This window comes from Paenibacillus sp. NPDC058177 (assembly GCF_042883835.1).
In the GTDB taxonomy this organism is placed as follows: Bacteria; Bacillota; Bacilli; order Paenibacillales; family Paenibacillaceae; genus Paenibacillus_AQ; species Paenibacillus_AQ agri.
Genome location: NZ_JBHVVB010000001.1, coordinates 1,595,483 through 1,620,873, shown reverse-complemented (window position 1 = coordinate 1,620,873; position 25,391 = coordinate 1,595,483). Strand labels below are relative to the sequence as shown.

At 46.6% G+C, this 25,391-nt stretch carries 23 protein-coding genes and 1 pseudogene; 17 read left to right on the top strand and 7 right to left on the bottom strand.

Annotated elements, in window-relative coordinates:
• Nucleotides 1–89 precede the first annotated feature (89 nt).
• Nucleotides 90–1,157, bottom strand: a complete 1,068-nt coding sequence (locus ACFVU8_RS07700) for a M23 family metallopeptidase (RefSeq protein WP_387426638.1) — start codon at nt 1,155–1,157, stop codon at nt 90–92.
• 221 nt (nt 1,158–1,378) lie between these two features.
• On the opposite strand from ACFVU8_RS07700, the gene ACFVU8_RS07695 reads away from it, so the two are divergent.
• From ACFVU8_RS07695 to ACFVU8_RS07680, 4 genes are all read left to right on the top strand, one after another.
• Nucleotides 1,379–2,131 carry a response regulator transcription factor gene (locus ACFVU8_RS07695; protein WP_379466135.1) on the top strand — a complete coding sequence of 251 codons (753 nt, stop codon included), beginning with the start codon at nt 1,379–1,381 and terminating at the stop codon, nt 2,129–2,131.
• Between the two features lie 2 nt (nt 2,132–2,133).
• A complete protein-coding gene (locus ACFVU8_RS07690; RefSeq protein WP_387426637.1) occupies nt 2,134–3,882 on the top strand; it encodes a sensor histidine kinase in 1,749 nt (582 codons plus the stop codon).
• Between the two features lie 145 nt (nt 3,883–4,027).
• A complete protein-coding gene (locus ACFVU8_RS07685; RefSeq protein WP_387426635.1) occupies nt 4,028–5,989 on the top strand; it encodes an ABC transporter substrate-binding protein in 1,962 nt (653 codons plus the stop codon).
• 73 nt (nt 5,990–6,062) lie between these two features.
• Nucleotides 6,063–6,737, top strand: a complete 675-nt coding sequence (locus tag ACFVU8_RS07680; RefSeq protein WP_387426633.1) for a hypothetical protein — start codon at nt 6,063–6,065, stop codon at nt 6,735–6,737.
• Between the two features lie 102 nt (nt 6,738–6,839).
• On the opposite strand, the gene ACFVU8_RS07675 is transcribed toward ACFVU8_RS07680, so the two are convergent.
• On the bottom strand, nt 6,840–8,141 hold the full coding sequence (locus ACFVU8_RS07675) for an MFS transporter (RefSeq protein ID WP_387426632.1): 1,302 nt from the start codon (nt 8,139–8,141) through the stop codon (nt 6,840–6,842).
• A gap of 198 nt (nt 8,142–8,339) precedes the next feature.
• Here ACFVU8_RS07675 and ACFVU8_RS07670 point away from each other — a divergent pair, with 198 nt between their 5' ends.
• The 5 genes and pseudogenes from ACFVU8_RS07670 (at nt 8,340) to deoD (ending at nt 12,493) form a co-directional block, all read left to right on the top strand.
• The gene (locus tag ACFVU8_RS07670) at nt 8,340–9,275 is read left to right on the top strand and encodes a DNA-binding transcriptional repressor DeoR (protein ID WP_379466130.1); all 936 of its coding nucleotides are present in this window, start codon (nt 8,340–8,342) and stop codon (nt 9,273–9,275) included.
• A 164-nt stretch (nt 9,276–9,439) separates the two neighbouring features.
• A complete protein-coding gene (gene deoC / locus ACFVU8_RS07665) occupies nt 9,440–10,105 on the top strand; it encodes a deoxyribose-phosphate aldolase (protein ID WP_387427225.1) in 666 nt (221 codons plus the stop codon).
• 50 nt (nt 10,106–10,155) lie between these two features.
• Nucleotides 10,156–10,560: pseudogene (locus ACFVU8_RS07660) on the top strand (cytidine deaminase); the annotation flags it as partial.
• 17 nt (nt 10,561–10,577) lie between these two features.
• Nucleotides 10,578–11,759 (top strand): phosphopentomutase, encoded by a 1,182-nt coding sequence (gene deoB / locus ACFVU8_RS07655; protein ID WP_387426630.1) that lies wholly within the window; start codon nt 10,578–10,580, stop codon nt 11,757–11,759.
• A gap of 26 nt (nt 11,760–11,785) precedes the next feature.
• Entirely contained in the window at nt 11,786–12,493 is a 708-nt protein-coding gene (gene deoD / locus ACFVU8_RS07650) for a purine-nucleoside phosphorylase (RefSeq protein WP_387426629.1), read from the top strand.
• Between the two features lie 63 nt (nt 12,494–12,556).
• Here deoD and ACFVU8_RS07645 read toward each other — a convergent pair whose 3' ends face one another.
• Nucleotides 12,557–13,450, bottom strand: a complete 894-nt coding sequence (locus ACFVU8_RS07645) for a LysR family transcriptional regulator (RefSeq protein WP_387426628.1) — start codon at nt 13,448–13,450, stop codon at nt 12,557–12,559.
• 117 nt (nt 13,451–13,567) lie between these two features.
• On the opposite strand from ACFVU8_RS07645, the gene ACFVU8_RS07640 reads away from it, so the two are divergent.
• Complete coding sequence (locus tag ACFVU8_RS07640) at nt 13,568–14,188, top strand: histidine phosphatase family protein (RefSeq protein WP_387426627.1); 621 nt, start codon at nt 13,568–13,570, stop codon at nt 14,186–14,188.
• 3 nt (nt 14,189–14,191) lie between these two features.
• Here ACFVU8_RS07640 and ACFVU8_RS07635 read toward each other — a convergent pair whose 3' ends face one another.
• On the bottom strand, nt 14,192–15,175 hold the full coding sequence (locus ACFVU8_RS07635) for a phosphotransferase enzyme family protein (RefSeq protein WP_387426626.1): 984 nt from the start codon (nt 15,173–15,175) through the stop codon (nt 14,192–14,194).
• 127 nt (nt 15,176–15,302) lie between these two features.
• Nucleotides 15,303–15,764 carry a GNAT family N-acetyltransferase gene (locus ACFVU8_RS07630; RefSeq protein WP_387426624.1) on the bottom strand — a complete coding sequence of 154 codons (462 nt, stop codon included), beginning with the start codon at nt 15,762–15,764 and terminating at the stop codon, nt 15,303–15,305.
• Nucleotides 15,765–15,885: 121 nt separating this feature from the next.
• Between ACFVU8_RS07630 and ACFVU8_RS07625 the strand changes: the two genes are divergently transcribed.
• The 7 genes from ACFVU8_RS07625 (at nt 15,886) to ACFVU8_RS07595 (ending at nt 22,605) form a co-directional block, all read left to right on the top strand.
• Nucleotides 15,886–16,014, top strand: coding sequence for a YjcZ family sporulation protein (locus tag ACFVU8_RS07625; protein ID WP_379466124.1), 129 nt, complete (start codon nt 15,886–15,888; stop codon nt 16,012–16,014).
• 185 nt (nt 16,015–16,199) lie between these two features.
• The gene (locus ACFVU8_RS07620) at nt 16,200–16,316 is read left to right on the top strand and encodes a YjcZ family sporulation protein (protein WP_217622566.1); all 117 of its coding nucleotides are present in this window, start codon (nt 16,200–16,202) and stop codon (nt 16,314–16,316) included.
• Between the two features lie 233 nt (nt 16,317–16,549).
• Entirely contained in the window at nt 16,550–18,337 is a 1,788-nt protein-coding gene (locus ACFVU8_RS07615) for a sensor histidine kinase (protein ID WP_379466123.1), read from the top strand.
• The gene (locus ACFVU8_RS07610) at nt 18,327–19,412 is read left to right on the top strand and encodes a response regulator transcription factor (RefSeq protein ID WP_379466122.1); all 1,086 of its coding nucleotides are present in this window, start codon (nt 18,327–18,329) and stop codon (nt 19,410–19,412) included. Before ACFVU8_RS07615 ends, ACFVU8_RS07610 begins: the two co-directional genes overlap by 11 nt.
• Before the next feature lie 91 nt (nt 19,413–19,503).
• On the top strand, nt 19,504–20,799 hold the full coding sequence (locus tag ACFVU8_RS07605; RefSeq protein WP_379466121.1) for an ABC transporter substrate-binding protein: 1,296 nt from the start codon (nt 19,504–19,506) through the stop codon (nt 20,797–20,799).
• A gap of 97 nt (nt 20,800–20,896) precedes the next feature.
• Complete coding sequence (locus tag ACFVU8_RS07600) at nt 20,897–21,778, top strand: carbohydrate ABC transporter permease (RefSeq protein WP_175374674.1); 882 nt, start codon at nt 20,897–20,899, stop codon at nt 21,776–21,778.
• Nucleotides 21,778–22,605 (top strand): carbohydrate ABC transporter permease, encoded by an 828-nt coding sequence (locus ACFVU8_RS07595; RefSeq protein ID WP_379466120.1) that lies wholly within the window; start codon nt 21,778–21,780, stop codon nt 22,603–22,605. The genes ACFVU8_RS07600 and ACFVU8_RS07595 overlap by 1 nt, the downstream gene beginning before the upstream one ends.
• A 455-nt stretch (nt 22,606–23,060) precedes the next feature.
• Here ACFVU8_RS07595 and ACFVU8_RS07590 read toward each other — a convergent pair whose 3' ends face one another.
• Nucleotides 23,061–24,692 (bottom strand): DUF4179 domain-containing protein, encoded by a 1,632-nt coding sequence (locus tag ACFVU8_RS07590; protein WP_387426623.1) that lies wholly within the window; start codon nt 24,690–24,692, stop codon nt 23,061–23,063.
• The gene (locus tag ACFVU8_RS07585; RefSeq protein ID WP_379466118.1) at nt 24,661–25,242 is read right to left on the bottom strand and encodes an RNA polymerase sigma factor; all 582 of its coding nucleotides are present in this window, start codon (nt 25,240–25,242) and stop codon (nt 24,661–24,663) included. The genes ACFVU8_RS07590 and ACFVU8_RS07585 overlap by 32 nt, the downstream gene beginning before the upstream one ends.
• Nucleotides 25,243–25,391: the final 149 nt, after the last annotated feature.

The following is a 25,391-nucleotide window of genomic DNA, read 5'->3' as shown; positions in this document are numbered from 1 at the left end:
TTACGGCCTTTTTGCTGTTGAGCAGGGCATGCATACCATCCAGCTGCCATTCCAGGGCAATAGTTTGGGATTAAAGTGTGGCGCCATGTCTATGGATTAACGGTGACGGTCATTCCTTTTATCGGATCTAGATTATTTTTCCATTGAATATTGATGGCTTGGGATTTGAAAAGATCTGCGCCGTCCGATACCTGGAAGTGCAGATGAGGTTCACTGGAATTGCCTGAGTTGCCGAGCAGTCCGATGACATCACCTGTTTTGACCTTGTCGCCGGGCTTTACGGTAGCTGAGCCCTTTTTGAGATGGGCCAAATAACTGTATTCGCCACCGTGATCAATGACTACCACATTGCCTTCAGGATGCTTTTCGTTCATTACTCCGACAGGTACATTGTCGGCGATATCATTCACTACGGAGACTACAGTTCCGTCGGCTGGCGCCAGTACATTTTGTCCAAAAGCGTGGTAGCTTTCATTCTTCAACGGATCGCCTTGGAAGGAGTAATGGTCAACTGCCCGGATAATGTCATAGGCGTAACGCTGGGCGGCAAAGGAGTAGTGTGCATTCTCCATTTCATTGTTCCCGCCCCAGAAGATGTACCAGTCCCCGTGCAGGGGCAACTCATAGGCAATCTTGGTTTTGATCTTGTCGGTATCCGGATGAGTCTCCAGGTGGGTGATGGCCATCTGAAAGATAGTCCCGTTTGGATCGAAAAGGGCCGTAATTCCTTTGTCTCCGGCATCGCTTTTCCAGAAGCGCTGATCTCCGCCATTTAGAAGGCTAACGTAGCCGGGAGTGAAGGACTTAACGCCTGCTATGAAGGAGGCGGACATCTCGCTGAATTCTTTTTCCGTAATATCTTCTTTAAAAGGGTCGCTGAAACGCTGGTAGATACCGCTGAAATTACCATTCAACATTTCCTGTGCCAGTGCCTCGGGTTGAACCTTGGATGTGGCTGTACTTCCTGGCTGCTGCTCTGCAGAAGTGTTCGTATTCGCCGTTGCCTGTGGTTGACCCGTTGCAGTTGTTGTCTCCTTATTCTCCACTGCCTTTCCTCCTCCACAAGCGGTGAGCAGAACGGCTAACGCTGCTGTTCCCGCTATCATTTTGGTATACCCTATCGTTCGCCTGCCATATGTCTTGTGCTTTTTGTTCATTTCTGTTCCTCCTTGGCTTGTTGCTTGCCATCTGTTCTTCTCACATCTTTATTGTAACAACGTAACTTTTCGGCTTATGTAACGGGGGCTTAGCAGTAGCTTAATTTTTAGCAGAGTAGGCCTAGAAGAATTAAGCTTCTGTTAAGGTGCGAGTCAACACTTCTATGTAATGAATTCATGTTAAGATGAGGGAAGACAAGAAGTGCGGAGGAGGACCCGGGATGAAAGATGCTTCCATTCTGCTCGTGGATGATGAGGATTCCATTATAGAGCTGATGAAGACCGTATTACGTAAGGAAGGATATACCCACGTTGATTCTGCCGGAAGCGGAGAAGAGGCCATTGCGGCCTGTTCCGTGACTACATATGATTTGATCGTGCTGGATGTGATGCTGCCGGGACGAAGCGGGATTGAGATCTGTCCTTTTCTTAGGCAAAAGACGAATGCACCGATCTTATTCCTATCAGCCCGCGTATCCGACTTTGACAAGCTGACCGGCTTCGCAGTTGGGGGCGATGATTACATAACAAAACCATTCAATCCGTTGGAACTGGTCGCGAGGATCAGATCGCAATTGCGTCGTTATCTGGAGAAAGAAGCCACTACCGGTAGACCAATAGAGCCAGGCAAGGACAGCAACAGCCAGTCGGCCAATGTGTATGATTTCGGAAGATTTCAGGTTGATGAGGTCGCCGGGGAGCTGAGGGTAGAGGGGCAAACGGTTGCCTGTCCCGCGTTAGTGTTTCAACTATTGCTGTTTATGTGCAAGCATCCCAACCGGTTATTCACCAAAACGGAGCTGTACGAAAGTGTATGGGGCGAGGAAGCCTTTTGCGATGACAATACGGTTATGGTTCATATCCACAGAATCAGAGAACGCATTGAACGGGAGCCATCCAACCCGGTCTTTCTGGTGAATGTAAGAGGAATGGGATACAAGCTCGTACAGGAAAACCAGAGGAGATCTTTGTAGACATGAACATCAAGCGACAATTAACATTGAGATTCGTTCTGCATGCCGTCATTGCTGGCCTGGTCGTGCTTTTGATCGCCGCTTGCACCATTTGGTGGGTGATGGGGCGCATGAATGATGTTAGACTGCAGAACAATTTTTACTCAGTAGGGCTGGAGCGACTTGTGGAGTCTTCCCAGTTCGGGGAGGATGGTGTTATCTTCGATCCCGAACTGCTGGAGCAGGTGAAGAAGAATCACGGCTGGCTGCAAAGCCTCAACGAAGAGGGAGAGGTAGAGAAATCCTACAATACGCCAAGCGATGTGCCCAAACAATATGCGCCGGGAGAGCTGATTGCTTACTGGCAAGGACAAAAGGAGTTTCCTTATGGCCTGTATTTGTGGATTCAGGAGAAAAACGGTGTTCTCTACACATTGCTGTATGGCGTTCCCAAAACCTTGGAGCCTTTGCTGAAAACGCTCACGGAAAGCAGTCCATCATATTCAGGTGGAAAGCTGTTGCTCCCGGAAGGCGTAGCCGATCGTATGTATGCCAAAAAAGGATATGTGCAGCTAATTGATAGTTCAGGCGCGGAACTAGCATCCTTCAACCGTCCCTCATCGGTCCCGGACCATTATAATGTTCAAGAACTAGCGCTGCGCTCAGAGTATGGTGACAGATACGGTTATGACATCTCATCTGCTTATGATGAAGATACTAGCTTGACCTGGGTGATTGGATTACCCCTTAACGCCAACATTTATTCGGCACAAGAGTTTTTTATTTCGGCAGAGACTCGCATCATTTGGACAGGCGCAGCAATTATGCTTATCGCAACCCTGATCATCTTTGCTCTACTTTCCCTTCTGAACGCTCATCGATTTGGCGGCCCTATGCTGCATATGCTGGCCTGGCTGGATTCGCTCGGCAAATCGTCCTTTAAAGAACCGGCTGACCGGAAAGGGCAGCCGCGCAGCCGGATGAAGTCAGGCAAATGGAGACGACGTTATCGCGTGTTCGGAGATGTCATGTTATCTATCGATAAATTGTCGGACAGCCTGCAGCGCGAGCAGGAGACCCGCCGCCAGACGGAAATCTTGCGTGAGGAATGGATCAGCGGGATTACCCATGATTTGAAGACGCCACTGTCCTCTATCAAGGGTTACGCCCATTTGCTGGCGGAAGAGGAATATGAATGGTCACCACTTGAAGTACGCAAGTTCTCCGCGATAATGCTGGAGAAATCTGCGCATATAGATACATTGATCAGTGATCTGGCGATCTCCTACCGTATCCGAAATGGCATCACGCCGCCGCTGACTGAAGAGATCGAGCTGAACGGCTGGTTGGCCAATGCGCTGGATCAAGCCGCAGCGAATCCCGCATACGGCGAGGGAAGGATCATCTATAAAGCTGCATCCAAAGAGATTAGGGTACATCTATATACGCCTTGGCTGGAGCGGATTGTCAATAATCTGACAGCCAATGCTTTGCTCCACAATTCTCCCGACACGAAGCTTACAGTTACCCTTACCGGTGATATGGGAAAGGGAATGATGATACATTTTAGCGACAATGGGCAGGGGATGGATCAGCGAACGGTCAGCAATCTGTTCGAGCGTTACTACCGTGGAGGCAATACCAGTGCTTCAACCGATGGATCTGGGCTGGGATTAGCCGTCTCCAAAGGACTCACTGAGGCGATGGGCGGCCGGATTGTTGTGCAGTCTCATCTTGGTAAAGGGACGTCGATTTGGTTAATTTGGAGTTGAAGGTGAGAACGATTATCACTTATAATGAAGCAGGCATGAATGGGAATTTACTATTAGGGGCAATTATAGGGGATTTTGAATAACTAGGTCGAATAGAGACTCTTCATTAAAGAGCGAAAAGGGCTGGAATGGAGATGATTGCGTATTGAATCTGGATGAGCATATTACGCTATGGAACCAAGCTGCTGTGAAAATATTGGACATCAGGCATAACGTGATGAATCCTAGCGAGCTGTTGGAAGCCTATTTGCTACCTGCAAGCGGGTTCCTTTATAGCATCCGCGGCTCAGCCAGCCTAAAGCTGGATGGTATGGTGCATGAAGTGAGGCAATTTCATGTGCTGCACGGGGGGAAGGGGATGCGCCTGGATATAGTAGTGAAGGAGGAGTTTGAATATTACTTATTGTTCTACAGGGCAGTAAATGCTCTTCCAAGGGGGAAAAAGCTTGCACTGCTTATGGAGCTGAACAAGCCGTTCTCGCTTCAATATGGCTTTAAACCGCAGGAACCATTGTCACTGCTTCGCTACCTCACAGGGATGGAGAAGGTATGGGTGCATGCGAGAGAGCTGGAGCGCTTTAAGGTCAAGGGACTCTTTTACCAATTCGTCCACGAGCTACTGTGGCAGTTGGATTCGCAGGGTGTAGAGACACACAAGCCGAATCTCGTCTCCCAGGCGATTCGTTATATCCAACAGCATTATCAGGAAAGCATATCACTGGATTCCATCGCAGAACAGCTGAACTACAGTCCCCGCCATCTATCGATGACTTTCAAGGCGCAGACTGGGGCAAGCCCGATTGACTATTTAATTCAAGTCAGGTTGAGCCATGCTAAGGAACTATTGCTCAGAACTGACGCAACCTTACGGGATATTGCGGCAGAAGTAGGATATTCGGATGTGTATTATTTTAGTCGAGTATTCAAAAAGTACACCAGTCTATCACCAGTTCGTTTCCGGACGATGGGAAGGCAGCGCGGCTTAGCAGAAGATCGTCCATTTATTTTATCGGGATTATCTATTGGAACCGGTAGGCGACCACGTTATATTGTTAATGATGATGATAATCATTATCGATTAAAACGTGGAGGGTCTATACAAATGAAAAGAAATTCTAAATCAAGCATGGCCTTGGTCTTGTTGTTCACCTTGACGCTGTTGCTGAGCGCGTGCTCGACAGGTGCAGGGAATACAGTGGTTGGAGGAGCTGGTTCACCATCAGGAAATACAGGATCGACCACGTCCTCTAATGCGACTGACAACAGTGGTACAGTGGCCAAGACGAGAACGGTATCAACGATCAATGGAGAGATTGAAATTCCGGCTGAGTCCAAGCGTATTATAGTTGATTTGTATTTGGGAAGCATGATTGCTCTCGGAATAACGCCGGTCGGGACGCCGGAATTGAATTTGAAAAATCCCTATTACAAAGAATTTCTTCAAGGTGTAGAGAATATTGGGGAATATGAAGCTATCTCGCTAGAGAAAGTACTGGCATTGGATCCGGATCTGATTATTACTGGCAATGATCAACTGTACGAGTCATTTAGCAAGATTGCCCCTACGGTCGTTGTTCCATTCGGAGAGTTAAAGAATGCGCATGAAGAAATCACTTATTTTGGTAAGGCGCTTGGTAAAGAGGCTGAGGCGAAAAAGTGGCTTGATGAGTATGATCGGCGCATTTCAAGTGCCAAAGAACGTGTAGCTAAGGCGATTCCTGCCAACAGTGAATTTTCAATTATGCAATACAATAAAAAAGGCACATTGGCTTTTGGAGACAATTTTGGCCGCGGAGGACAAGCTGTCTACACTGCGCTTGGACTGAAGCCTCCTGCAGCTAAGAAAGATCTGCTCATGAAGGAGCAGCTGGTGGAGATATCAGAGGAGGCGCTGCCTGATTTTGCAGGAGATTATATTGTAATTACAACGAATGAGCGTACTATAGAAGATTTCAAGGCTGATCCTGTATGGGGCTCACTGGAAGCGGTTAAAAATGATCGAATATATGTCTGGAGTCAGGATAAATCCTGGTACTTTGATCCCATCGCAACGCTCTCTCAGACGGAGGAGCTAGCTGACTGGTTAGCGGGTAAAGATTCCAACTAAATGAGGTTCTTATCTGTAAATGCCTCGATTAAATTGTCCGCCTGATATAACAACATCGGTTGGAGGGTTATCCATGAGTCTAAGCCACAAATTGAATCAGATTAGAGGCGTGAACCCATCAACCACGAAACAAAAGGTTGTTTCAATAGTAACTGCAATAATTATCGGAGCTATCTTGGGCCTAGCAGCAAAACTTGTGGATACACCGAATATGAACCCCATCTTTGACAATATCGGTGGGCGGCTTGGAATCTGGGTGTTTGTGGCCACACTGTTGTCGGTGTTTAGTTCCTCGCCCAAGTTAGCCTCTGTCAAAATATTTTCTTTTTTTGCTTCAATGCTTGCCGTTTATTATGTGTATACAGTGCTTGTTCTGCACTTTTTCCCGCGGAAAGAAATTATGTTTTGGGGGATATGTGCGCTGGTGTCTCCGGTTTGTGCCTATTGGATGTGGTATGCGCGTGGAAAAGGATGGTTGTCTTCTTTTATTATGGCTCTACCAATCACAGCCTTGCTGATAGAAGGGGTCCAATTGCGTCATGCGTTCTTACCTATTCACACGCATTATTACCTAATTCCATATCTAATGGGGATTTATCTAGGCATGATCCTTATTTTGCTATTTAACATTCCGAAAAAGAAAATGAAATTTATATACGTTCTGCCGATAGCCCTAATACTGTCAATTATCATGAGCTATTTTAATGTCTTTGGACTGATTTTTGGTGGAATGAACGGTTTTTTGTAGGAGCACTTCAACGTGAGTTGAGTGCTCCTTTTTCTCTGTTCGACGAAAAATTTTAGCCGGAAGTATGACGCTGCCTGGCTGCTTTGACGCAGAATCTGTTACCTATGATCTTTGGGAACGAGGCCACAGCAATACAGGCACAAGCAGCAGGGCAAGAATTCCCCCAGCTAAGGAAAGGATGCTATAGCTGGAGTGGGCTACTACCATTCCGGATAAGGCTCCGCCAGAGGCACCAGCCAGGGCGATTAAGACATCCACAGAACCTTGGACTTTGGCCCGGTTGGATGGAGTGGTGGCATCAACTACGAAAGCTGTTCCGCTGATTAAGCCGAAGTTCCAGCCCAGTCCAAGCAAGGCTAGAGCAATGATCAGTAAGATCATAGATTGTGCTGGTGCTATAGCTGCCAAGATCCCGGATAGAAGCAGGGTAACACCCGCGGCAATCGCCATTACCCTGCGACCAATTTTATCGACTAGCAAGCCTGTTACGAGCGAAGGCAGGTACATAGCTCCTACATGAATGCCAATAACAAGTCCTATTTGCCCTAACGCATGCCCATGATGCTTCATATGTACAGGCGTCATGGTCATAACCGCAACCATCACGATTTGCGTTAGGATCATGATGATTGCCCCAATAGCGATCCCGTTTTTATTTACGGATGTAGCACTCAGCTTTTCTTGAGACTGCTGCAGCTTATTTACACTTTGATGCTCAGCAATGGCTTTGGCTACCAGTAAAGGATCAGGACGCAGGAATATTAAAAATACCAATCCGGCTACAATATAAGCCGCAGCAGCAAGAATGAACGGACCAGAGAGAGCAGGGACTCCCAGCATTGCAGCAAACCGGCCCATAGGTTCAACCAGGTTGGGACCTGCAACCGCACCAAAGGTGGTAGCGACCATGGCTATACTAACCGCTGTAGCCCGTTTCTTGGAATCGGCCAAATCGGTCCCTGCATAGCGAGCCTGCAAATTCGTAGCTGTTCCGGCACCATAGATGAATAAGGAAATAAAAAGTAGTGGAAGATTAGTGGTTAGAGCTGCCAGCACAACGCCAATGGCACCCAGTCCGCCAGTCAGAAAACCTGCAGCCAGTCCGAGCCGCCGTCCAAAGCGTTGCGAAAGTCTGCCAACGATCCAAGCCGCAGCGGCAGAACCGAATGTAAAGAGAGCCGTAGGGACGCCTGTGAAGCTATCTGCACCCAGCATTTCCTGCGCCAGCAGTGCTCCGACGGTAATACCAGCAGCGAGCCCCGCGCCCCCGAACATTTGTGATAGTACTACAACGAACAATGACCTTCGATATAATCGTTGCTGCTCTTCCGGAGACTGAACATATTGTTCCAGCCTGGATGAGGTTCCTTTAGTTGATGCGTTAGCATCTATTTCTGTATTCATTGTAACGCTTTCCCCCTGCATCTAATGGAATAGAGAATCACTATCTTTGAATATTCAATTAAATAATTGAATTAAAATCATTATAGGATTGACACTTTTTGTTGTCAATTTATTTTCCTCTATTTTCATCCTTCATTATAGTTTAAAATCGCTATAGGATCTTGCGGGACAAAACATACTAAGGTAGTTGGGGTGACCATGGACATTGAAAAGCAACGTTTGAGCATACAAGCAGCGAGACTCTATTATCAGTCTGACTATAGCCAGCAGCAGATTGCCGTCAAAATGGGCTTATCCCGCCCGACTGTCTCCAGACTGCTGCAATATGCCAAGGACCAGGGCTACGTGAATATTACGATCATTGATCCCAGTGAGGATCTGGACCTTCTCGCCAGCGATTTGAAACGAAAATATGGACTGGATACCGTTGTTTTGTGCAATTCGCCCACCAATGACGCGGAAGAGATCAAGAAGCATATCAGTAAAAAAGCAGCGGACTATATCCACGAGACTGTGCAGGACGGCGATATTATCGGTGTAACCTGGGGCACCACAATGCATGCGGTAGCGCTTCAACTGCAATCCAAGCCCGTAAAGGGTGTGGAAGTGGTTCAACTGAAGGGTGGCGTTAGCCATTCTCAAGTTAATACTTATGCGGCGGAGATTGTCAATCTGTTTGCGGAAGCTTTTCGGACCATTGCGCGTTATTTGCCGTTGCCTGTGATATTTGACAGTGTTGCGGTGAAGACCATGGTGGAAGAGGACCGGCATATTCGGCGGATTATCGAGCTTGGCCGGCAAGCGAACATCGCAGCCTTTACAGTAGGAACGGTGGAGGAGGATACGCTGCTGTTTCGCCTTGGGTATTTCAATAAGGAAGAGCAGGAATTGCTGCGCCGGACAGGAGCGGGGGACATTTGCTCACGCTTTTTCGATAAAGATGGGACCATTTGCAGTGAAGAGTTAAACAATCGCACGGTTGGCATTGATCTTGCTGAATTGGGCAAAAAAGAGAAGTCCATTCTGGTCGCCGGCGGTCAGAGGAAAACCGAAGCGATACGCGCTGCGCTCAAGGGCAGATATGCTAATATTCTGATCACGGACCAGTTCACCGCACAAGCGTTATTGCGTTAAGGGGACTTTGTTTTTTTAGCAAAAGGATAAAGGGACTATACTTTACATGTACGTGTAAACCGACTCGTGAACGTAATTTCATACGTGTGTTTACAAGTGTTCAAGTGCATGATATGGTAGCATAGACTCAAGAATTGTTCACGAGAAAGGTGATGGCATAAATGTTGAATTTAGCAGGAATGATTGATCATACGCTTCTGCGTGCAGACGCAACGAAAGCGGAGATTTCGAAGTTGATAGAGGAAGCTAAGAAATATGAATTTGCATCTGTGTGTGTTAACCCTACATGGGTAAGCTATGCTGCTGAAGGGTTGGCTGGTACCAAAGTCAAAGTCTGTACTGTAATCGGATTCCCGCTGGGAGCGAGCACTAGCGCCACGAAGGCTTTTGAAGCGCAAAATGCGATTGCTGCCGGAGCCACTGAGGTGGATATGGTCATCAATATCGGTGCATTGAAAGATGGCGACCATGCTTATGTGGAGCAGGACATCAAGGCTGTAGTCGATGCAGCAGCTGGCAAAGCTATTGTAAAGGTTATTATTGAAACCAGCCTGCTGACGAATGAAGAAAAAGTGATCGCTTCTCAATTGTCAGTTAAGGCAGGCGCAGATTTCGTGAAGACATCGACTGGCTTCTCTACTGGTGGTGCTACTGCAGAGGACGTTGCGTTGATGCGTAAAACTGTCGGCGAGAATGTTGGTGTTAAGGCATCCGGCGGTGTACGTAACCTTCAGGACATGCAGAACATGATCGAAGCGGGCGCTTCCAGAATCGGAGCCAGCTCCGGCGTGAAAATCATGGAAGGCGAGCAGTCCAACTCTTCCTACTAAAACGTTGTAATCTCAGGTCTGTTCCTACAAGGGACAGGCCTTCTCAGGAGGGAATCATGATGAAAGAACAGTTAATCAAGGAAGCCATAGAAGCACGGAATGCTGCCTATGTACCCTATTCTAAATTTGCAGTCGGAGCGGCGATACTCACCGGGGGCAAGAAGATTTACAAAGGGTGCAATATTGAGAACGCATCCTATGGGCTGACCAATTGTGCTGAACGCACTGCCATCTTTAAAGCGGTCTCCGAAGGAGAGCATGTAATTGAAGCCATTGCTGTCGTAGCGGACACTGAAGGACCAGTGTCGCCATGTGGGGCCTGTCGTCAAGTGCTGGCCGAATTCTGCGACGAGAATACCAAGATTTATCTGACCAATCTAACCGGAAATACCGAGGAGTGGACTATGGCCAAACTGTTGCCGGGTGCTTTCCAAGCGGATGATATGAGTAAATAGAGAAGGGGTCTTCACGAATGAAGCCATTTGAACGAATCCATCTAATTGTTATGGACTCTGTAGGGATAGGAGAGGCGCCTGACGCTGCCGAGTTTGATGATTACGATGTAGATACACTGGGACATATTGCCCGTGAACGCGGGGGGCTGAACATGCCGAATCTCGCAGCACTCGGTTTATCCAACATCGAAGAAATTCAGGGCGTACCTGTTGCTGACCAGCCATTGGCCTATTATACGAAAATGCAGGAGGCTTCACGCGGTAAGGATACAATGACCGGTCACTGGGAAGTCATGGGGCTGTATATTGATACGCCTTTCCGTGTCTTTGAGCATGGCTTCCCGGAGGCGCTGATTACCCAAATCGAGCAAAAGACCGGGCGCAAAATCATCGGCAACAAGCCGGCTAGCGGAACAGAAATTATAGACGAGCTGGGTGAGGAGCATGTGAAGACAGGGGCGCTCATCGTATACACCTCTGCGGATTCCGTGCTGCAAATCGCAGCCCATGAGGACATTGTGCCGTTAAAAGAGCTGTATGAGATTTGTGAATACTGCCGGGAAATTACACTCGAAGATCCTTACATGCTGGGTAGAATTATTGCCAGACCGTTCGTTGGTGAGGCGGGTAACTTCAAACGTACCGCGAACCGTCATGATTATGCGCTGAAGCCATTCAGCCCAACGGTGATGAATGCCTTAAAGCACGCTAACTATGATGTTATTGCCTTGGGGAAAATATCGGATATTTATGATGGTGAAGGTGTTACACAGAGTATCCGTACAGTGTCCAATTCGGATGGGATGGATAAAATCATTGCCACGCTGGATGAACCTTTCCATGGACTCAGCTTCTTAAATCTGGTAGACTTTGATGCGTTGTACGGCCACCGCCGGGACCCGCAGGGCTATGCCGATGCTCTGGAGGATTTCGATACCAGGCTGCCTGAAGTGTTCGCCAAAATGACCAGTGACGATCTTCTGATCATCACCGCGGATCACGGAAATGATCCAACCTACCGCGGAACGGATCACACCCGTGAGTATGTGCCGCTTCTGGTCTATTCGCCGCGCTTTGCGGGAGGCGGACAAGCCTTGCCAATCCGGAAAACCTTTGCAGATATCGGAGCAACCGTGGCTGAGAACTTTAACGTCACCATGCCGGAGTATGGTAAGAGCTTTTTAGCGGATCTGAAATAATTAACCAGCCTAAAGGAGAAATGACCATGAGTGTTCATATTGGAGCCAAAGCAGGCGAGATTGCCGAAACGGTACTATTGCCGGGAGATCCGCTTCGTGCGAAGTTTATCGCCGAGACTTATCTTGAGGATGTTACCTGCTATAACCAGGTCCGCGGTATGCTCGGATTTACCGGAACCTATAAAGGCCAGAAGATTTCTGTACAAGGTACAGGAATGGGTGTACCTTCCATCAGTATCTATGTTAATGAATTGATCCGCGAGTATGGCGTGAAGAACCTGGTTCGCGTCGGTACCTGTGGTGCCATGCAGGAAAGTGTTCGTGTTCGCGAGGTCATTCTCGCCCAAGCTTCCTGTACGGATTCCAGTGTGAACCGTCACGTATTCGGGGGGTATGACTTCTCGCCGATCGCGAATTTCCAAATGCTAAAGTCTGCCTATGAGCGTGGTACTGCTAAAGGTCTGAAAATGCATGTCGGTAACGTCTTCTGTTCGGACACGTTCTACCGTGATGACAAAGCCATTGTGCAAAAGCTGATGGATCATGGTGTGCTGGGTGTAGAGATGGAGAGCACTGCTCTTTACACACTGGCTGCAAAATACGGCGTGAACGCTCTTACGATCCTGACTGTAAGCGACCATCTATTGACTGGAGAAGAAACAACCTCCGAAGAACGTCAAAGCACGTTCAACGACATGATGGAAGTAGCACTGGATACAGTGTATTCCCTGTAATGGCATAAGCAAGTAAAGACATCCTTGTACCGGAAACGGTCGGCAGGGATGTCTTTTTTTTATTTAATGAATAACAGCAATCGCTGAGAATTTCTCTACAAGTGGCTCGACATGCTCCTGCTGCCTTGTGCACATCACTATGGTGTTCTTCAACTTCACACCAGTGACGTTGACTTTAGCCAGCTCCCCGCGCGCCACGTATGGCTTAGCCACCAGTGATGAGATGAAGCTTGCTCCATAACCGGCACGAACGGCATGAATAGCCCCGCTCATTCCGTTAAATTGCAGTTCTATAGCAGGGGGTGTGAGCTGTTGCTCCCTGCATAATTCAATAAGCCGTTCCCGGGCTACGCTGCCTGCTTCCCGCATAATGAAGGGCTCTCCAAGCATGTCGACCAACGTGATTACCTCGTTGGCATACTTATGCTCTGGAGACACCACGAACCAGAACTCGTCATCATACAATTCTGTCCAGTGGAGCCCTTGCGCAATTGGCAGGGGCATGTCCCCGAGGCCGTAGATCGCGACATCTGCTTCGAAATTCATTAATTTCTCAAGGGCTTCCCGGGAATTGGCTGTGCTGATCTGCACCTCCACCTCCGCGTACTTCTTCTTGAACAAAGCGGCCCAGGACGGAATCAGAATACTGGTAGCCAGGTAATTGCCGACAATACGCAGCTTGCCCTTGGGATGTTTGTGATGTTCTTCGATGCGTAGCTGCACTTGTTCTTCAAGTGCAAAAAGCTTTTGCAGCGGCTGAATCAACTGCTCTCCAAGAGGTGTAAGTACAAGCTGTCTGCCCTGTATCTCAAATAATAGGATGTTGTGTTCCTTCTCAAACTTATGGATTTGGGCCGAAATGGCAGGTTGGCTGATATTCAGCTTCTGCGAGGCCCGAGTTACGCTGCCTGTAGTGGCAACTGTGTAGAACAGCCTCAAGACATGAAGATTTAACATAGATTACGCCGCACCTCTTTATATACTGAAGTTATATATTATAGATATTATATAATTTTAATCTATAGATATACTTAGTATACTCCAATTACATTCACAGTGAGGGAGAGATACAGCATGACTGAGACTACATTGTATTTGACGAGACATGGCCAGACCGAGTGGAATTTGCAGGGGCGGATGCAGGGACATCAGGATTCTCCGTTAACCATTACAGGGAAAGAGCAGGCGAAGTGGCTTCAAGAACGATTGCAGAAAGTGCCATTTGAGGCCATCTACAGCAGTACTAGTCCAAGGGCGATAAGCACGGCCCATATTATTCAGGGCGACAGACCTGGGGAACTGCGGACCAAAGCTGAGTTAAGAGAGATCAACATGGGTCTGTGGGAAGGACAGTTTATTGAAGACATTCAGGAGAAAGATGCGGAGCAGTTTCATAGTTTCTGGGAGGCTCCACACCTGTATCAGCCATCCGGCAAGGGAGAGAGCTACGCGGCACTGCTGGAACGGGTGATTCCTGCTGTGGAGGATATCATGGGCAGACATACTGGAGGCAATGTACTTTTGGTGACGCACCGTATTACCTTGAAGGTCATTATGGGATATTATCTGGGCAAAAAGCTGCACGAGCTAAGAGAGCTGCCCGACATTTTGTCGACCAGCCTTAGCAAAATCGTACTGTGCAACGGTGATGTTCACGTAGAACTCTATGGTGACACCTCACATTATAAAGAATAGGAATTACTCCCAATAGGGTGTTCCGGTAAACAGGAAGGACTCTTCATTGATATAGTGTCTGAATTCTCTATGTGCTAACTTGCTAATATGATCGGGGAACCATTCCATTACATCGGGCAGTCCGAGCCAGAAATTCATGGTTTCAAGCTGTGTAGCGACGAAAAAGCCTTCTAGTAGTAGGTTATGATCCTCGGGTAGTGGAAAATGCTTCGCATAGGCCGCAATCATTGGCTGTCTGAACGCCGGATGAATATAAGAGAACGCCCAGCCAAGGTCGCTCAGGAAATATCCATACCCGCATGCTCCAAAGTCGATCGGGCAGGCTTCACCGTTATTAAATATAAAATTACTTGGGATCAGGTCGGCGTGAATCATCCCCCAGTTGTCCTTATTTCTCTCTAAACGATCCTTCATCAGTATTGCCTTATTGCCTGCTTCAAGCAACACAGCCGTGTCTGCTGGATCGAGTGTACCACTTGCCGCCAAAGTTTTGATTTTATCAAGAGCTTGCAAAATACGGTTTCGGTCGAAAGAGGGACGTGTGAATGAGGCAGGAACGTTCCATGCTGCTGACTGCTTATGCAGCCTACCGATCATATGCCCAACCTGTTCAGCATCTTCTACGGTAGGGATAAAAGGCTTTTGTTCACCTTCTATCCAGCTGATTAATGTACAACTGATACCATTCACATCGGATACGAAATGTCCCTGTGTATTCCTGTACGGCCTTGGAGTGATTAGATCTTCCTTTTCAGCTAGAGCTTCCAGCCATACCATTTCTGATGCGAGGACATTCGGTTCAGTCCAGATATCCTCCATAGTCGCACTATTGGACTGGTGAAATCGCAGGCTATAGCTATTATTATGAATATCAGTAACCTTATAAATCAAATTTGCACTTTGACCGATAAGCTGAACGGAATCTGCCTGAATATGATATTGCTGTAGTGCTGAAGCGGCTTTACCTAAGATCTGATCCAAAATCATGCCCCCATCAATGAATTATTTGTTCCATTGTATCAAAGGAGTAGCGGGGAGCTTAAGTGAAAAATTGGTTATAAACGAATTATGCCGGAATACAGGGTTGTTGTACGCAGACTGGCTTTCCGAGTAATCACCCTGCTGGATGAACATATATCTTCGTGCGCTCACCATTGAAAATAAAACCCTCAGATAAATAGCTCCAGCCATATTTCTCGTAATAGTGCTCAAGATCGGTACAGAGATAGAGAGAATTATGTCCCATTTTATGCGTCTCATCAAGAGCATGCTGAAGTAACACTGCGCCGAAGCTATTGCCTCTGAACTCAGGAGCAACATACAAGCAGGCAAGCCAAGGGAATAGATCCTGACGGCTAATAAGGTCATTTCTGAGTAAAGCATATGTACCCACTATGGATGAATCTTGTTGCAGCGCCAAATAAAATTTCGGCAGACTCTGATCCGGCTGACAAGAGTGCTTCATGCAATCATAATAAAATGGGTAATTGGTCTCACTGCCCCATTCTTCCCAGAACAACGTTACAGCTTGTTCAAATAAATCCATTCGTTCATTTAACGCTACAATTTCATACAAAATACTCTCTCCATTCCATAAACTATTGTGTTTCCGCGCATGCCCAAGCAAGAGGCGAATGAACTACATATGTTGTGGTGTATTCAATTATGAGGGTTCATAACGAAGGAGGAAGAAAATTATGAGTGACAAAGTCGCAGGAGCAGCGTGGGGCCACCATCATCACCCTCACGTAGGTTTTACATCCACAGGTGCCATTCTTGTACTGTACATCTTGTTGGTCATTATTCTTAGTGCATGCTTTATCTAGATAATACTTTATTTTGTAAAGGAATATAAGTATTCCAGTGATGACCTCCGCTTGTTGGGGGTCATCTTTCATTGATTTTTCATTGAAAAGGGTTATTTATTTTTGTTTTATTTCTCATTCACCCAAGCGGAAAGGTCAGATATGCATATTCTAAGCTGTACTCAAAAATAAAGGAGGAATTACAAATGAGTGAAGTTGGCGGAGTTGGCGGAGTTGGCGGATACGGTGGTTTTACATCTACAACAGCAATTCTTGTTTTGTTTATTTTGCTGGTCATCATCTCTAAAGCATTCGTTATCTAATCTCTAATTTTTTCTTGTTTTAGGCTTTGCACCCATGTGACACATCGCCAGTATTCGTACTGGCGATTTTTGATGTACATACAACCCTTTAGGGAATCAAATGCTCTGAGGCTTAAGAAAGATTGACAATCCGGTGACGCTTGATGTAACCTACCTAAACCCATACAGCCGAAGGCTGAAGCGTTAAAGTATCATTTGATCTTATGGATAAGAGTGAAGACAGAGGGGAAGAGATGCTTTTGAAATGGCCAGGCTCTATCTATCGATGGCTGTCAGAGCCGTTTAAACGGACGATTCGCAGCAAGCTTATCTTGATTATGCTTTGTATTTCGGTCATTCCAATAATTGTGGTGACATGGCTGGCGACTGAGAATACCCGAAAAGTAATGGAACAAGAGGTAATCCAGTCTAATCTCTCCAAAATCGCCTGGTCTGGTGAAGCGGTAGATAAGAATTTTACCCAACTCAACAATATGATTTACACGATCCTTATCAGCCCGACACTAAATGAGTACACGAAGGAAGAGGACGGAAGTGTGTCAGACCAATTTACCGTCCAGCGCAATGTTATTAATAACATTACGTCGATCTTCTACTCCGGTTATAACAGTCTCGTGGAGATTCAGCTATATCTCAAGGAGAAGAACAAGCTGTTTACCATTAACGATATGCGGGACACTATTCAGTCTCCTGTAGTGGATACTCCAATCTGGCGTGATATTGTGGAGCAGCAAGCGGATTATATTATTAAAGATAGCGACGGGTCATCAGCGAACTTTAACCTGATCCGGAGCATCAATCGTTTTGAGAATAAAGACAAGCTGGGAAGCATCAGGTTCGAAGTAAAATGGAAAATGATGGATAATGCGTTGGGCCTATTGAACTCAGAGCAGGAAGCAGGGGTATATATCGTTAACTCCGGCGGGAAGGTGATGTATCAGCTCAAAGAAGGCACCATGCCAGCTACGAAAGACGTAGATTGGTCCGCTCAGGGAACTGGATATGTGCGTACTCCTGACCACTATATCTTTTATAATTATTTGGAGCCGTGGGGGCTGACGGTAGTTAAGGTGCTGCCTGTAAGCTATGTTATGCAAAGTGGCTCTGTCACTCAAACTTATGGTTTGATTATCGGAGTTATATCTGCTTTATTATCGGCATTGATTGCCGCATTTGTAGCCTACAGAGTGTCGGGGCCTATTATCCGTCTGGCCAGATCCATGAGCGGATTGAATTGGCTTAAGGGTGAGGGAGTTCCCCATTCCAACCGTGAAGACGAAATCGGGATGCTGGAGAAGAGATTCCAGACCATGTCCAGCCGGATTCGTGAGCATATTCGCAACGAATATACCATCAATCTGGAGAGGCAGACAGCCCAATTGAAAGCGCTGCAAGCACAGATCAATCCGCATTTTCTGCAAAACACACTGCAGATGATCGGTAGTATGGCCTATTCCAAGAAACCGAGTGATATCTACAGCATCATTCAATCACTCAGTGATATGTTCCGCTATACGATACGTGATCCAGGAGAGCTGACTACCCTGGGTATGGAAATCAAACATCTGAACAATTATATGAACATTCAACAGCAGCGTTATGCCGATAAGCTGAATTATGAAGTGGAGATACCTCCGCTGTGGGAGGATATTCTCGTTCCGAAGCTGTCGCTTCATCCCTTGGTGGAGAATGCGTTCATGCACGGTTTTGATCGTAAAAAAGGGGTATGGAAGCTCAGCCTCCGTCTGGTCCCACATCATAACGGTTTGCTGATTCAGGTCGAGGATAATGGGATGGGGATCTCTCCGGCCCGATTAGAAGAAGTTCGTGCCCGGTTGGCTGAGCCGCTCGACCCTTACTGGACCAGCGGGAATTCGATAGGTCTGTATAATGTAAGTGCCCGGATCAAGCTCTATTTTGGCGAAAAGTACGGAGTGATAATTAACAATCAACCTGATGGCGGTGCCCGGGTGAGTATGTATATCCCTATAGTGAAGGTTGGTGATCAGCATGAATATTAACGCCATGATCGTGGATGATGAGCAATGGAACCGAGAAATTATTAAAACCTTTGGAAATTGGGAACAGTATGGTATACACCTTGCAGCTGAAGCAGAGGATGGAGAGGAAGCGATCAAGGCAATAGAGACGGGAGATATTCATATCGTCATCACAGACATGAACATGCCCGGTGTAGATGGAGTCAGGCTGCTGCAGTATTTGAATGATCACCATCCAGACATTCGGATCATTGTGATCAGCGGGTATGATGATTTCATGTATACACGCCAAGCGATTCGCTGCAGAGCGGACGAATATTTGTTGAAGCCCGTCGATCCCCAGGAACTGAATCAGGTGCTGCTGCAGTGCCGGCAAAAGGCGGAAGATACGCTGCTTAAGAAGTCTGGTGATGGTATGGGTCTAAGATTGGATCTCCTTCAGGCTATCCTAACATTCAGGCCAGCATTGGCCGCTCATTATAATGACTTGAATGCGGAGAGTCTGCAGGACAGTCTGAATGAGCTGAAGGACAAGCTGATCCTGCTGGGGGTCACGCCTTCGACGCTCGCACGTATTGGAGAAGAGCTGCTGCTGCTGCTGCGGGATTTGATGCACAGTAATTCTCAAGAGATCGCGAATGAATATGCAGAGGAGAATCTGGCAGCACTCCATACGGTGGATGAGCTGATGCAGCAAGTGTCAGGGATGTATCTTTCTGCGTTGAAGGAACTTGTGCAGCATAGAAAAAATAAGAACCGCTTGAATTTGGAAGAAATTAAGCGTTTTGTGGATCAGAATTTTACAGAGAATATTAAACTGGAAGCCCTGGCGAGATCCTTTTTTGTCAGCAAGGAGTATTTGAGCAAGGTGTTTAAACAGGAATTTGGGCTGAATCTGACGGATTATATGACCAAATTGCGGATGGAGCGTGCACGGCATCTGCTGCTTCATGATCATCTCTCCATCAAGTCTGTGGCTGAGCTGTGCGGCTATGAGGAGCTGGGTTATTTTTACAGAGTGTTCAAGAAGCAATTTGGCCTGGCACCCGGTGAAATGCGAAAAGGAGAAGGTGAGGTTCAAAATAGTACAAGCTAAGAGACTAATTTCGTCTAATTAACCGCTTTCATTTTGGATGTACAATGAAAGCGTAAACAAGAACGAGACAACATTTGAGGGGGTTTACAGAATGAAGAAGTCATGGAAAGTAACAGCAAGCGCAATGATGACAGTATTGCTTCTGGCTGGTTGTGGTTCTAACAGTGGTGCGGGCAACGGAAGCAGTAATGCCGAAACTGGTGGAAAAGGCTCGGAAAAAACAGTTACGCTTAAAATGTTCATCGGGTTGCCGCGTTTTAAGGATCAGTTTGATCAATACATCGATAAATTTGTTGCCAAAGAAAAAGCAGAGAAAAACATAGATGTGAAAGTCCAATTGGAAATGCCTAACTCGGACAACGCATCCCAGATCCTTAAAACAAGACTTGCATCCAACGACGCGCCGGACATTTTCTCCATTCACGCGATCAACGAAATTCCATCTTTCTACAAAGCAGGCTATCTTGAAGACCTCACCAGCCAGCCATTTGTAGGCAAGCTGCTGGAAAGCGTGAAGCCTTCGGTAACCATCGACAACAAAGTCGTAGCAGTGCCGCTGGAAAGCGTATCTTGGGGTTACTTGTACAATAAGAAAATTTTCTCTGACCTCAAAGTAACGCCGCCAACTACACTGTCTGAAATGAAGACGCTTGTAGAAACACTGAAGAAAAACAACATCACACCGTTTGAACTTGCTTATAAAGAATCATGGATTCCGCAGTTGTTCCTGCCATTGTCAGTAGGGGCACAAATTGAGACAGGAAATAAAGACTTCATCGAACGGATGAACAAAAACGAAGGTTCCTTCGCAGAAATGAAATCCATGTTCGATATCATTGACCTGGTTAACGCCAACGGCACGAACAAAGCGCTTGAAGTCGGCGGTGACGACGGTGCGGCTGCCTTTGCGAACGGTAAAGCAGCAATGTGGGTACAAGGTCCATGGTATGCTGAAACCATTCAAAAAGCTAACCCGGACATCGACTTTGGCGTAGCACCACTGCCACTCAGCGACAACCCTGCTCAGACACTGATTAACCTGGGTGCTTCCACTTCCCTGGTTGTATCGCCTACAAGCAAGAACAAAGATGTTGCTCTTGATTTCATCAACTTCGTACTGGATGACAAAGAGTCCAGCGGATTCTACGAAAGCATGAAGTTTAACCCTGTAGCAAGTATTCATAACTATAAGAGCTACCCATGGGTTGACGACGCTACAGTGTATGTAAAAGAAGGAAAAGCTTACCGCGATCCATCCATCCCGCAAGCTGTAAAAGATGAAGTGGGTAAAGGGCTGCAAAGCTACTTCTCGAAACAATTGTCACAGGATGATGTTATTAAGGCACTCGACAAAGCTTGGAAAGACTACAATAAAGTAAACAAATAAAGACTAAAAATAATGGATAGGGAGGGCGGAAAGGCCATTTCAACCGAAATTGCCTTTCTCCCTCTGGTATTTTAAACCTAAAGAGGTGAGTGCCATCATGTTAAAGAAATCCCGCAACCTGCGCTCGATGTTATACTTCGTGGGCCCAGCCTTACTGTTCTACACTCTGTTTATGCTCATTCCAACCATTGGCGGGATGTTCTACAGTATTACAGACTGGAACGGGCTGAACCGAAATTATAGTTTTGTCGGCTTTGCCAACTTTGTCGAAGCTCTGACTGATGACCCTGATTTTATCAATGCTTTACTGTTTACCCTGAAGTACGTTGTAGTAATGGTAATTCTGCAAAACGTGCTGGCTTTGCTGCTAGCTGTGTTTATTGAATCACGGACACGTTTCAAAGGCTTCTTCCGAACCATCTTCTTCATGCCAAACATGATCAGTTTGATCATTAGTGCATTCATGTGGACGTTCGTCTTCACTCAGGTGCTCCCACAGCTCGCTGAAAAAACAGCCTTGCTGTTCCTGGATCAATCCTGGATCGGCGATCCTAAATTCTCCTTCTTCTCGATTGTCATCGTGTCGTTATGGAATGGTGTAGGATACATGATGATCATTTACTTAGCCGGCCTGCAAGGTGTTCCACAAAGCTTGAAGGAAGCGGCAGTTATTGACGGTGCCAATCCGGTGCAAACCTTTAGACATATTACACTGCCAATGATTTCTCATGCGATTACAATCTGTTTCTTCCTCACCCTAAACGGTGCGTTTAAAGTATTTGAAGTTGTATTCGGTTTGACAGGCGGCGGTCCTGGCCGTAGCACACAGGTTATTACGATGAATATTTATGAAGAAGCATTCTCCAATAACTTCCGTTATGGATATGCGAGTGCGAAATCGGTCATTCTGTTCATCATTATCCTGCTTGTCACCTTGATCCAAATTCGTGTAACGAAAAGAAATGAGGTGGAGGCATAATGAAAAGCAGCAAACTGTCCTCTACAATCATCCTGATTGTCCTGATCATCGGAGCTGCGCTAGCGTTTTTCCCGATCTATATGGCGATCATCAACTCCTTCAAGACGCAAGGAGAGATCTTCAAAAACATTTTGTCCTTACCTACCCAGCTTCATTTTGAGAACTACAGTCAGGCCTTCGCCAAGATTCACCTGTTCAATAGCGTGAAAAACTCTGTAATCGTCTCGATTGTCGGTATTGGGGGCATCCTGTTGTTCGCTTCCATGGCCGGATACAAGCTGTCCAGAACACCAGGCAAGCTGAGCAGTGCGTTGTTCTTCCTGTTCATCGCTTCGATGCTGGTACCATTCCACTCGATCATGATCTCGTTGTCCCGTGTCACCAGAACGCTGGATGTACAAGGTAGCGTGTTTGGTCTGGGACTGATCTATATCGGACTTGGCGTGAACATGGCCGTGTTCCTCTATCATGGATTTGTAAAAGGAATTCCTAAGGAGCTTGAAGAGTCGGCTCACATGGACGGATGTGGTGAGTTCCAGACCTTTTTCCGGATCATTCTGCCGCTGCTGCTTCCGATCACTGTTACCATTGGTATTCTTGACTTCCTGTGGATATGGAATGACTTCCTGCTTCCACTGCTTATGCTGACAGACGTGAACAAGTACACCTTGATCTTGTCCACAAACATGCTGTTCGGCGAGTACAACAAAGAATGGTCGCTGATTCTGGCCGCTCTGGTACTGACCGCGATTCCAGTTGTTATCATCTACGCTTTCTTCCAACGCTTTATCATGGAAGGAATCACAGAAGGTGCGGTTAAGGGTTAATACGAGTTATACTGAAGCAACAACTATACTTAATGGAAAACAAGCCGGCAAACACTCGAAAGAGAGGTTGCCGGCTTGTTCTTTATTTGAATAAGGTATCATTAATTGAACAAATTACAGAGGTGGACAATTGCTTGGTTCAGCACCGGTTTGCTTCCATCCGCGTGGATACGGAAATAAGCGCATTTTTGTACCTTAATTCCGCGGCAACGAAGGAGGAATGGTGATTAAGCGCATTTTTGTATGTTAATTCCTTGGGAAGGTCGTATTTTTTAGGATATGTAGGAAAATAAGGTGCAATAATGCTCTTAATTCCCTTTTTCACGCTAAAATCATCAATTTAAGGTACAAAAATGCCTTTATATAAACACTGAGTAGATTTTGGGAAACTATGCAGACCGGAGAACTCTAAGTGAAAGAGCCCCAGTCTGTTTTTTTAGTGGTCGGAATCATTTCTAAGGAACAGTAATGGATTTCAGGGCTTCGTTCCTTTCGATTTTAGGTAGATCAAAGCTCCAGTCCACATCGGTATACCGTTTGTCTGTGATGGTGCGTACCAGTGTCAGCTCCTCTGGCAAGGTAGTAAGTCCTTTGGCGATTAAATAAGAAGGACTATTGTCACTACCCTCTTTACTAATGACGGCCTGCTCTCCAAGACCAACCGCTCCTCTAAAAACAGTCTTATATTCTGTACCATCTTGATCATAGGCGGCCCACTGATCGGCCGAGAACTGGTTGGCAAAGCTTCCACTGACGGTCATCCAGCCGGAAACACCGGGTTCATCTTTTGTTTCAGTTATTTTTAAATCATGGATTTCCAGATGATCGCCTTGTTTATCGAAAATGGCCGGTCCCTGCTTCAGCTCTCCGGGTTGGAATGTAATACTATCATTGGATTTCACGGGAAGGGTATAGCCATCCAGTACAAAACGGATGTTCATGGTATCATACGGGAGTGACTGGAAGTAATAGGTCCAATGCAGGGTGCTGGAGCCATCTTTTTCCTTCCAAATGTAGGTGAAAGAAGTATTGTTAGCACCCCCATCCTTATAACTGTTAATTCTGGACAGCTCCTGTCCTTTCGCGTCCTCCAAATGGAACATCACCGTCAGCTTATTTCTCAGCTCCATTGGAGTGAGGGCAGCCGCAGCTTCGGAGAGCGAGGTCGTGAACTTTAGCTGCACACCTGCAGGCGTGTGGACAAGCTGATCCATCTTTACATGAAGTCCTTCCGGGGTAGTGTAGGACTCGTTCAGATCTGACGTCACGACTAGACTGTTCGCCTTTTCCATGTCAGCAGTGTAGCTGAAATTCCAGTTTCCCTTCAGCGATTTCTTTCCGTCTTTGCTAGTCTTTAGTTCGTTCACATTGCTCTGTATGAGAACTTTGTCTTTGGGCTGCTTATCTGGGAAAATGTAGATTAACATAACATACTTCTGTTTGGAATGGTCCGAACCAATGCGGGTTTCCATAGGCATAATTCCCCGAAGCTGTCCGATATCTTCGCCTTGCTGATCTTTGAGATGCAGTTGTTCAAAATCAAAACGGTCCATCGCCAGTTCTGCTGGCTGTCCCTTCTCGTCAACAATCTGCAAAGATAAGACCATTCGAGTAGGGTCTGCCACGACATCACGTAGCATAAGTGTATAGCCCTTGTCAGTAGCCTGAACATCAGCCTGTTGTACCACCCCAAGCGCTTGAGCCTCCATGAGACCGATATCGAAATCCGGTTTGTTCTCACCAAACATCAGGCTGGGCAGTGGTGCTGAGTAAGTGTAAGTCTGAACGATTTGTAGAGAATTTCGTACATAAGCCGAGTAAGATGCGACCAGCACAAAGGCCATAAAGGCCGTTCCGATGGTGACAGCACTGCCCCATTGCAGCTTTTTAATGACTCTGTTTCTGCGCATTCCGGATAATTTCCTTAAGTTCATTCCGGTTGGGGCATCCATTTCTGTGTGACGTACTTGTTCCATGACCTGTTCTGTGAAAAAATCAGGAAGCGTTGCCGGTATGCGCTGCATTTGGCGTGACATCAGCTCATCCGCATCACGATCATCGCGATTGGTAAAGCTCCATTTGCTCACTGGAATCCTCCTTTGCTTGAGACCATTGTTTCTTCAACTTCTGCCGGGAACGATGAAGACGGTTCTTGACCTGATGCATGGACAATCCTGTAATCTCGCAAATTTCCTCGTAGGTTAATTCATTGGCATAACGAAGCAGGAGGATGATGCGATAACGCTCCGGCAGCCTGACTAATCTTCCCTGCCATTCCAGTTCCTCTTCCTTACGCATATACTGTTCCTCTGGTGTAAGGGGGGGACTTGCCTCTCTCAGCAAGGGGAGAGCTGCAAGGCTGACTTTTTTGCGCCGCTTCAAATCTCTTAAACGATTGATCGCAATCGCGTATAACCAGGCGGCAAAGCTGCTCTGGCTGTTGTGGTCCGGGAGCTTCTGGTAGGCTTTAATAAAAGATTCCTGTGCCAGATCCTGCGCATCTTGAGCATTCGCGCCCATGCCTAGCAGCAGGCGGTATAAACCGGATTTGTATTTGTCCACCAGTAGCGCAAAGGCTTCCCGATTTCCGTCCAGTACCTCCCTGATCACCAGCTTGTCGTCTATCCCTTCATTCACTTGGATGCCTCCAGACAAAATCGATTTATATATAAGACGTTGCAGACCTGAAAACTTCTCACTTTATGGAAATAATAAAAGCCTGCGACATGCGCAGACCAAGAGAGGGAGAGTATTTTACTTGTATAATCTCTTTCTATGTACATTTA

Coding starts and splice junctions, on each gene's coding strand:
- ACFVU8_RS07615 (WP_379466123.1), top strand. CDS start 16,550: ATGCTTTTGAAATGGCCAGGCTCTATCTATCGATGGCTGTCAGAGCCG.
- deoD (WP_387426629.1), top strand. CDS start 11,786: ATGAGTGTTCATATTGGAGCCAAAGCAGGCGAGATTGCCGAAACGGTA.
- ACFVU8_RS07600 (WP_175374674.1), top strand. CDS start 20,897: ATGTTAAAGAAATCCCGCAACCTGCGCTCGATGTTATACTTCGTGGGC.
- ACFVU8_RS07610 (WP_379466122.1), top strand. CDS start 18,327: ATGAATATTAACGCCATGATCGTGGATGATGAGCAATGGAACCGAGAA.
- ACFVU8_RS07670 (WP_379466130.1), top strand. CDS start 8,340: ATGGACATTGAAAAGCAACGTTTGAGCATACAAGCAGCGAGACTCTAT.
- ACFVU8_RS07595 (WP_379466120.1), top strand. CDS start 21,778: ATGAAAAGCAGCAAACTGTCCTCTACAATCATCCTGATTGTCCTGATC.
- ACFVU8_RS07635 (WP_387426626.1), bottom strand. CDS start 15,175: ATGATTTTGGATCAGATCTTAGGTAAAGCCGCTTCAGCACTACAGCAA.
- ACFVU8_RS07700 (WP_387426638.1), bottom strand. CDS start 1,157: ATGAACAAAAAGCACAAGACATATGGCAGGCGAACGATAGGGTATACC.
- ACFVU8_RS07625 (WP_379466124.1), top strand. CDS start 15,886: ATGAGTGACAAAGTCGCAGGAGCAGCGTGGGGCCACCATCATCACCCT.
- ACFVU8_RS07695 (WP_379466135.1), top strand. CDS start 1,379: ATGAAAGATGCTTCCATTCTGCTCGTGGATGATGAGGATTCCATTATA.
- ACFVU8_RS07680 (WP_387426633.1), top strand. CDS start 6,063: ATGAGTCTAAGCCACAAATTGAATCAGATTAGAGGCGTGAACCCATCA.
- ACFVU8_RS07645 (WP_387426628.1), bottom strand. CDS start 13,450: ATGTTAAATCTTCATGTCTTGAGGCTGTTCTACACAGTTGCCACTACA.
- ACFVU8_RS07640 (WP_387426627.1), top strand. CDS start 13,568: ATGACTGAGACTACATTGTATTTGACGAGACATGGCCAGACCGAGTGG.
- deoB (WP_387426630.1), top strand. CDS start 10,578: ATGAAGCCATTTGAACGAATCCATCTAATTGTTATGGACTCTGTAGGG.
- ACFVU8_RS07605 (WP_379466121.1), top strand. CDS start 19,504: ATGAAGAAGTCATGGAAAGTAACAGCAAGCGCAATGATGACAGTATTG.
- ACFVU8_RS07690 (WP_387426637.1), top strand. CDS start 2,134: ATGAACATCAAGCGACAATTAACATTGAGATTCGTTCTGCATGCCGTC.
- ACFVU8_RS07620 (WP_217622566.1), top strand. CDS start 16,200: ATGAGTGAAGTTGGCGGAGTTGGCGGAGTTGGCGGATACGGTGGTTTT.
- ACFVU8_RS07675 (WP_387426632.1), bottom strand. CDS start 8,141: ATGAATACAGAAATAGATGCTAACGCATCAACTAAAGGAACCTCATCC.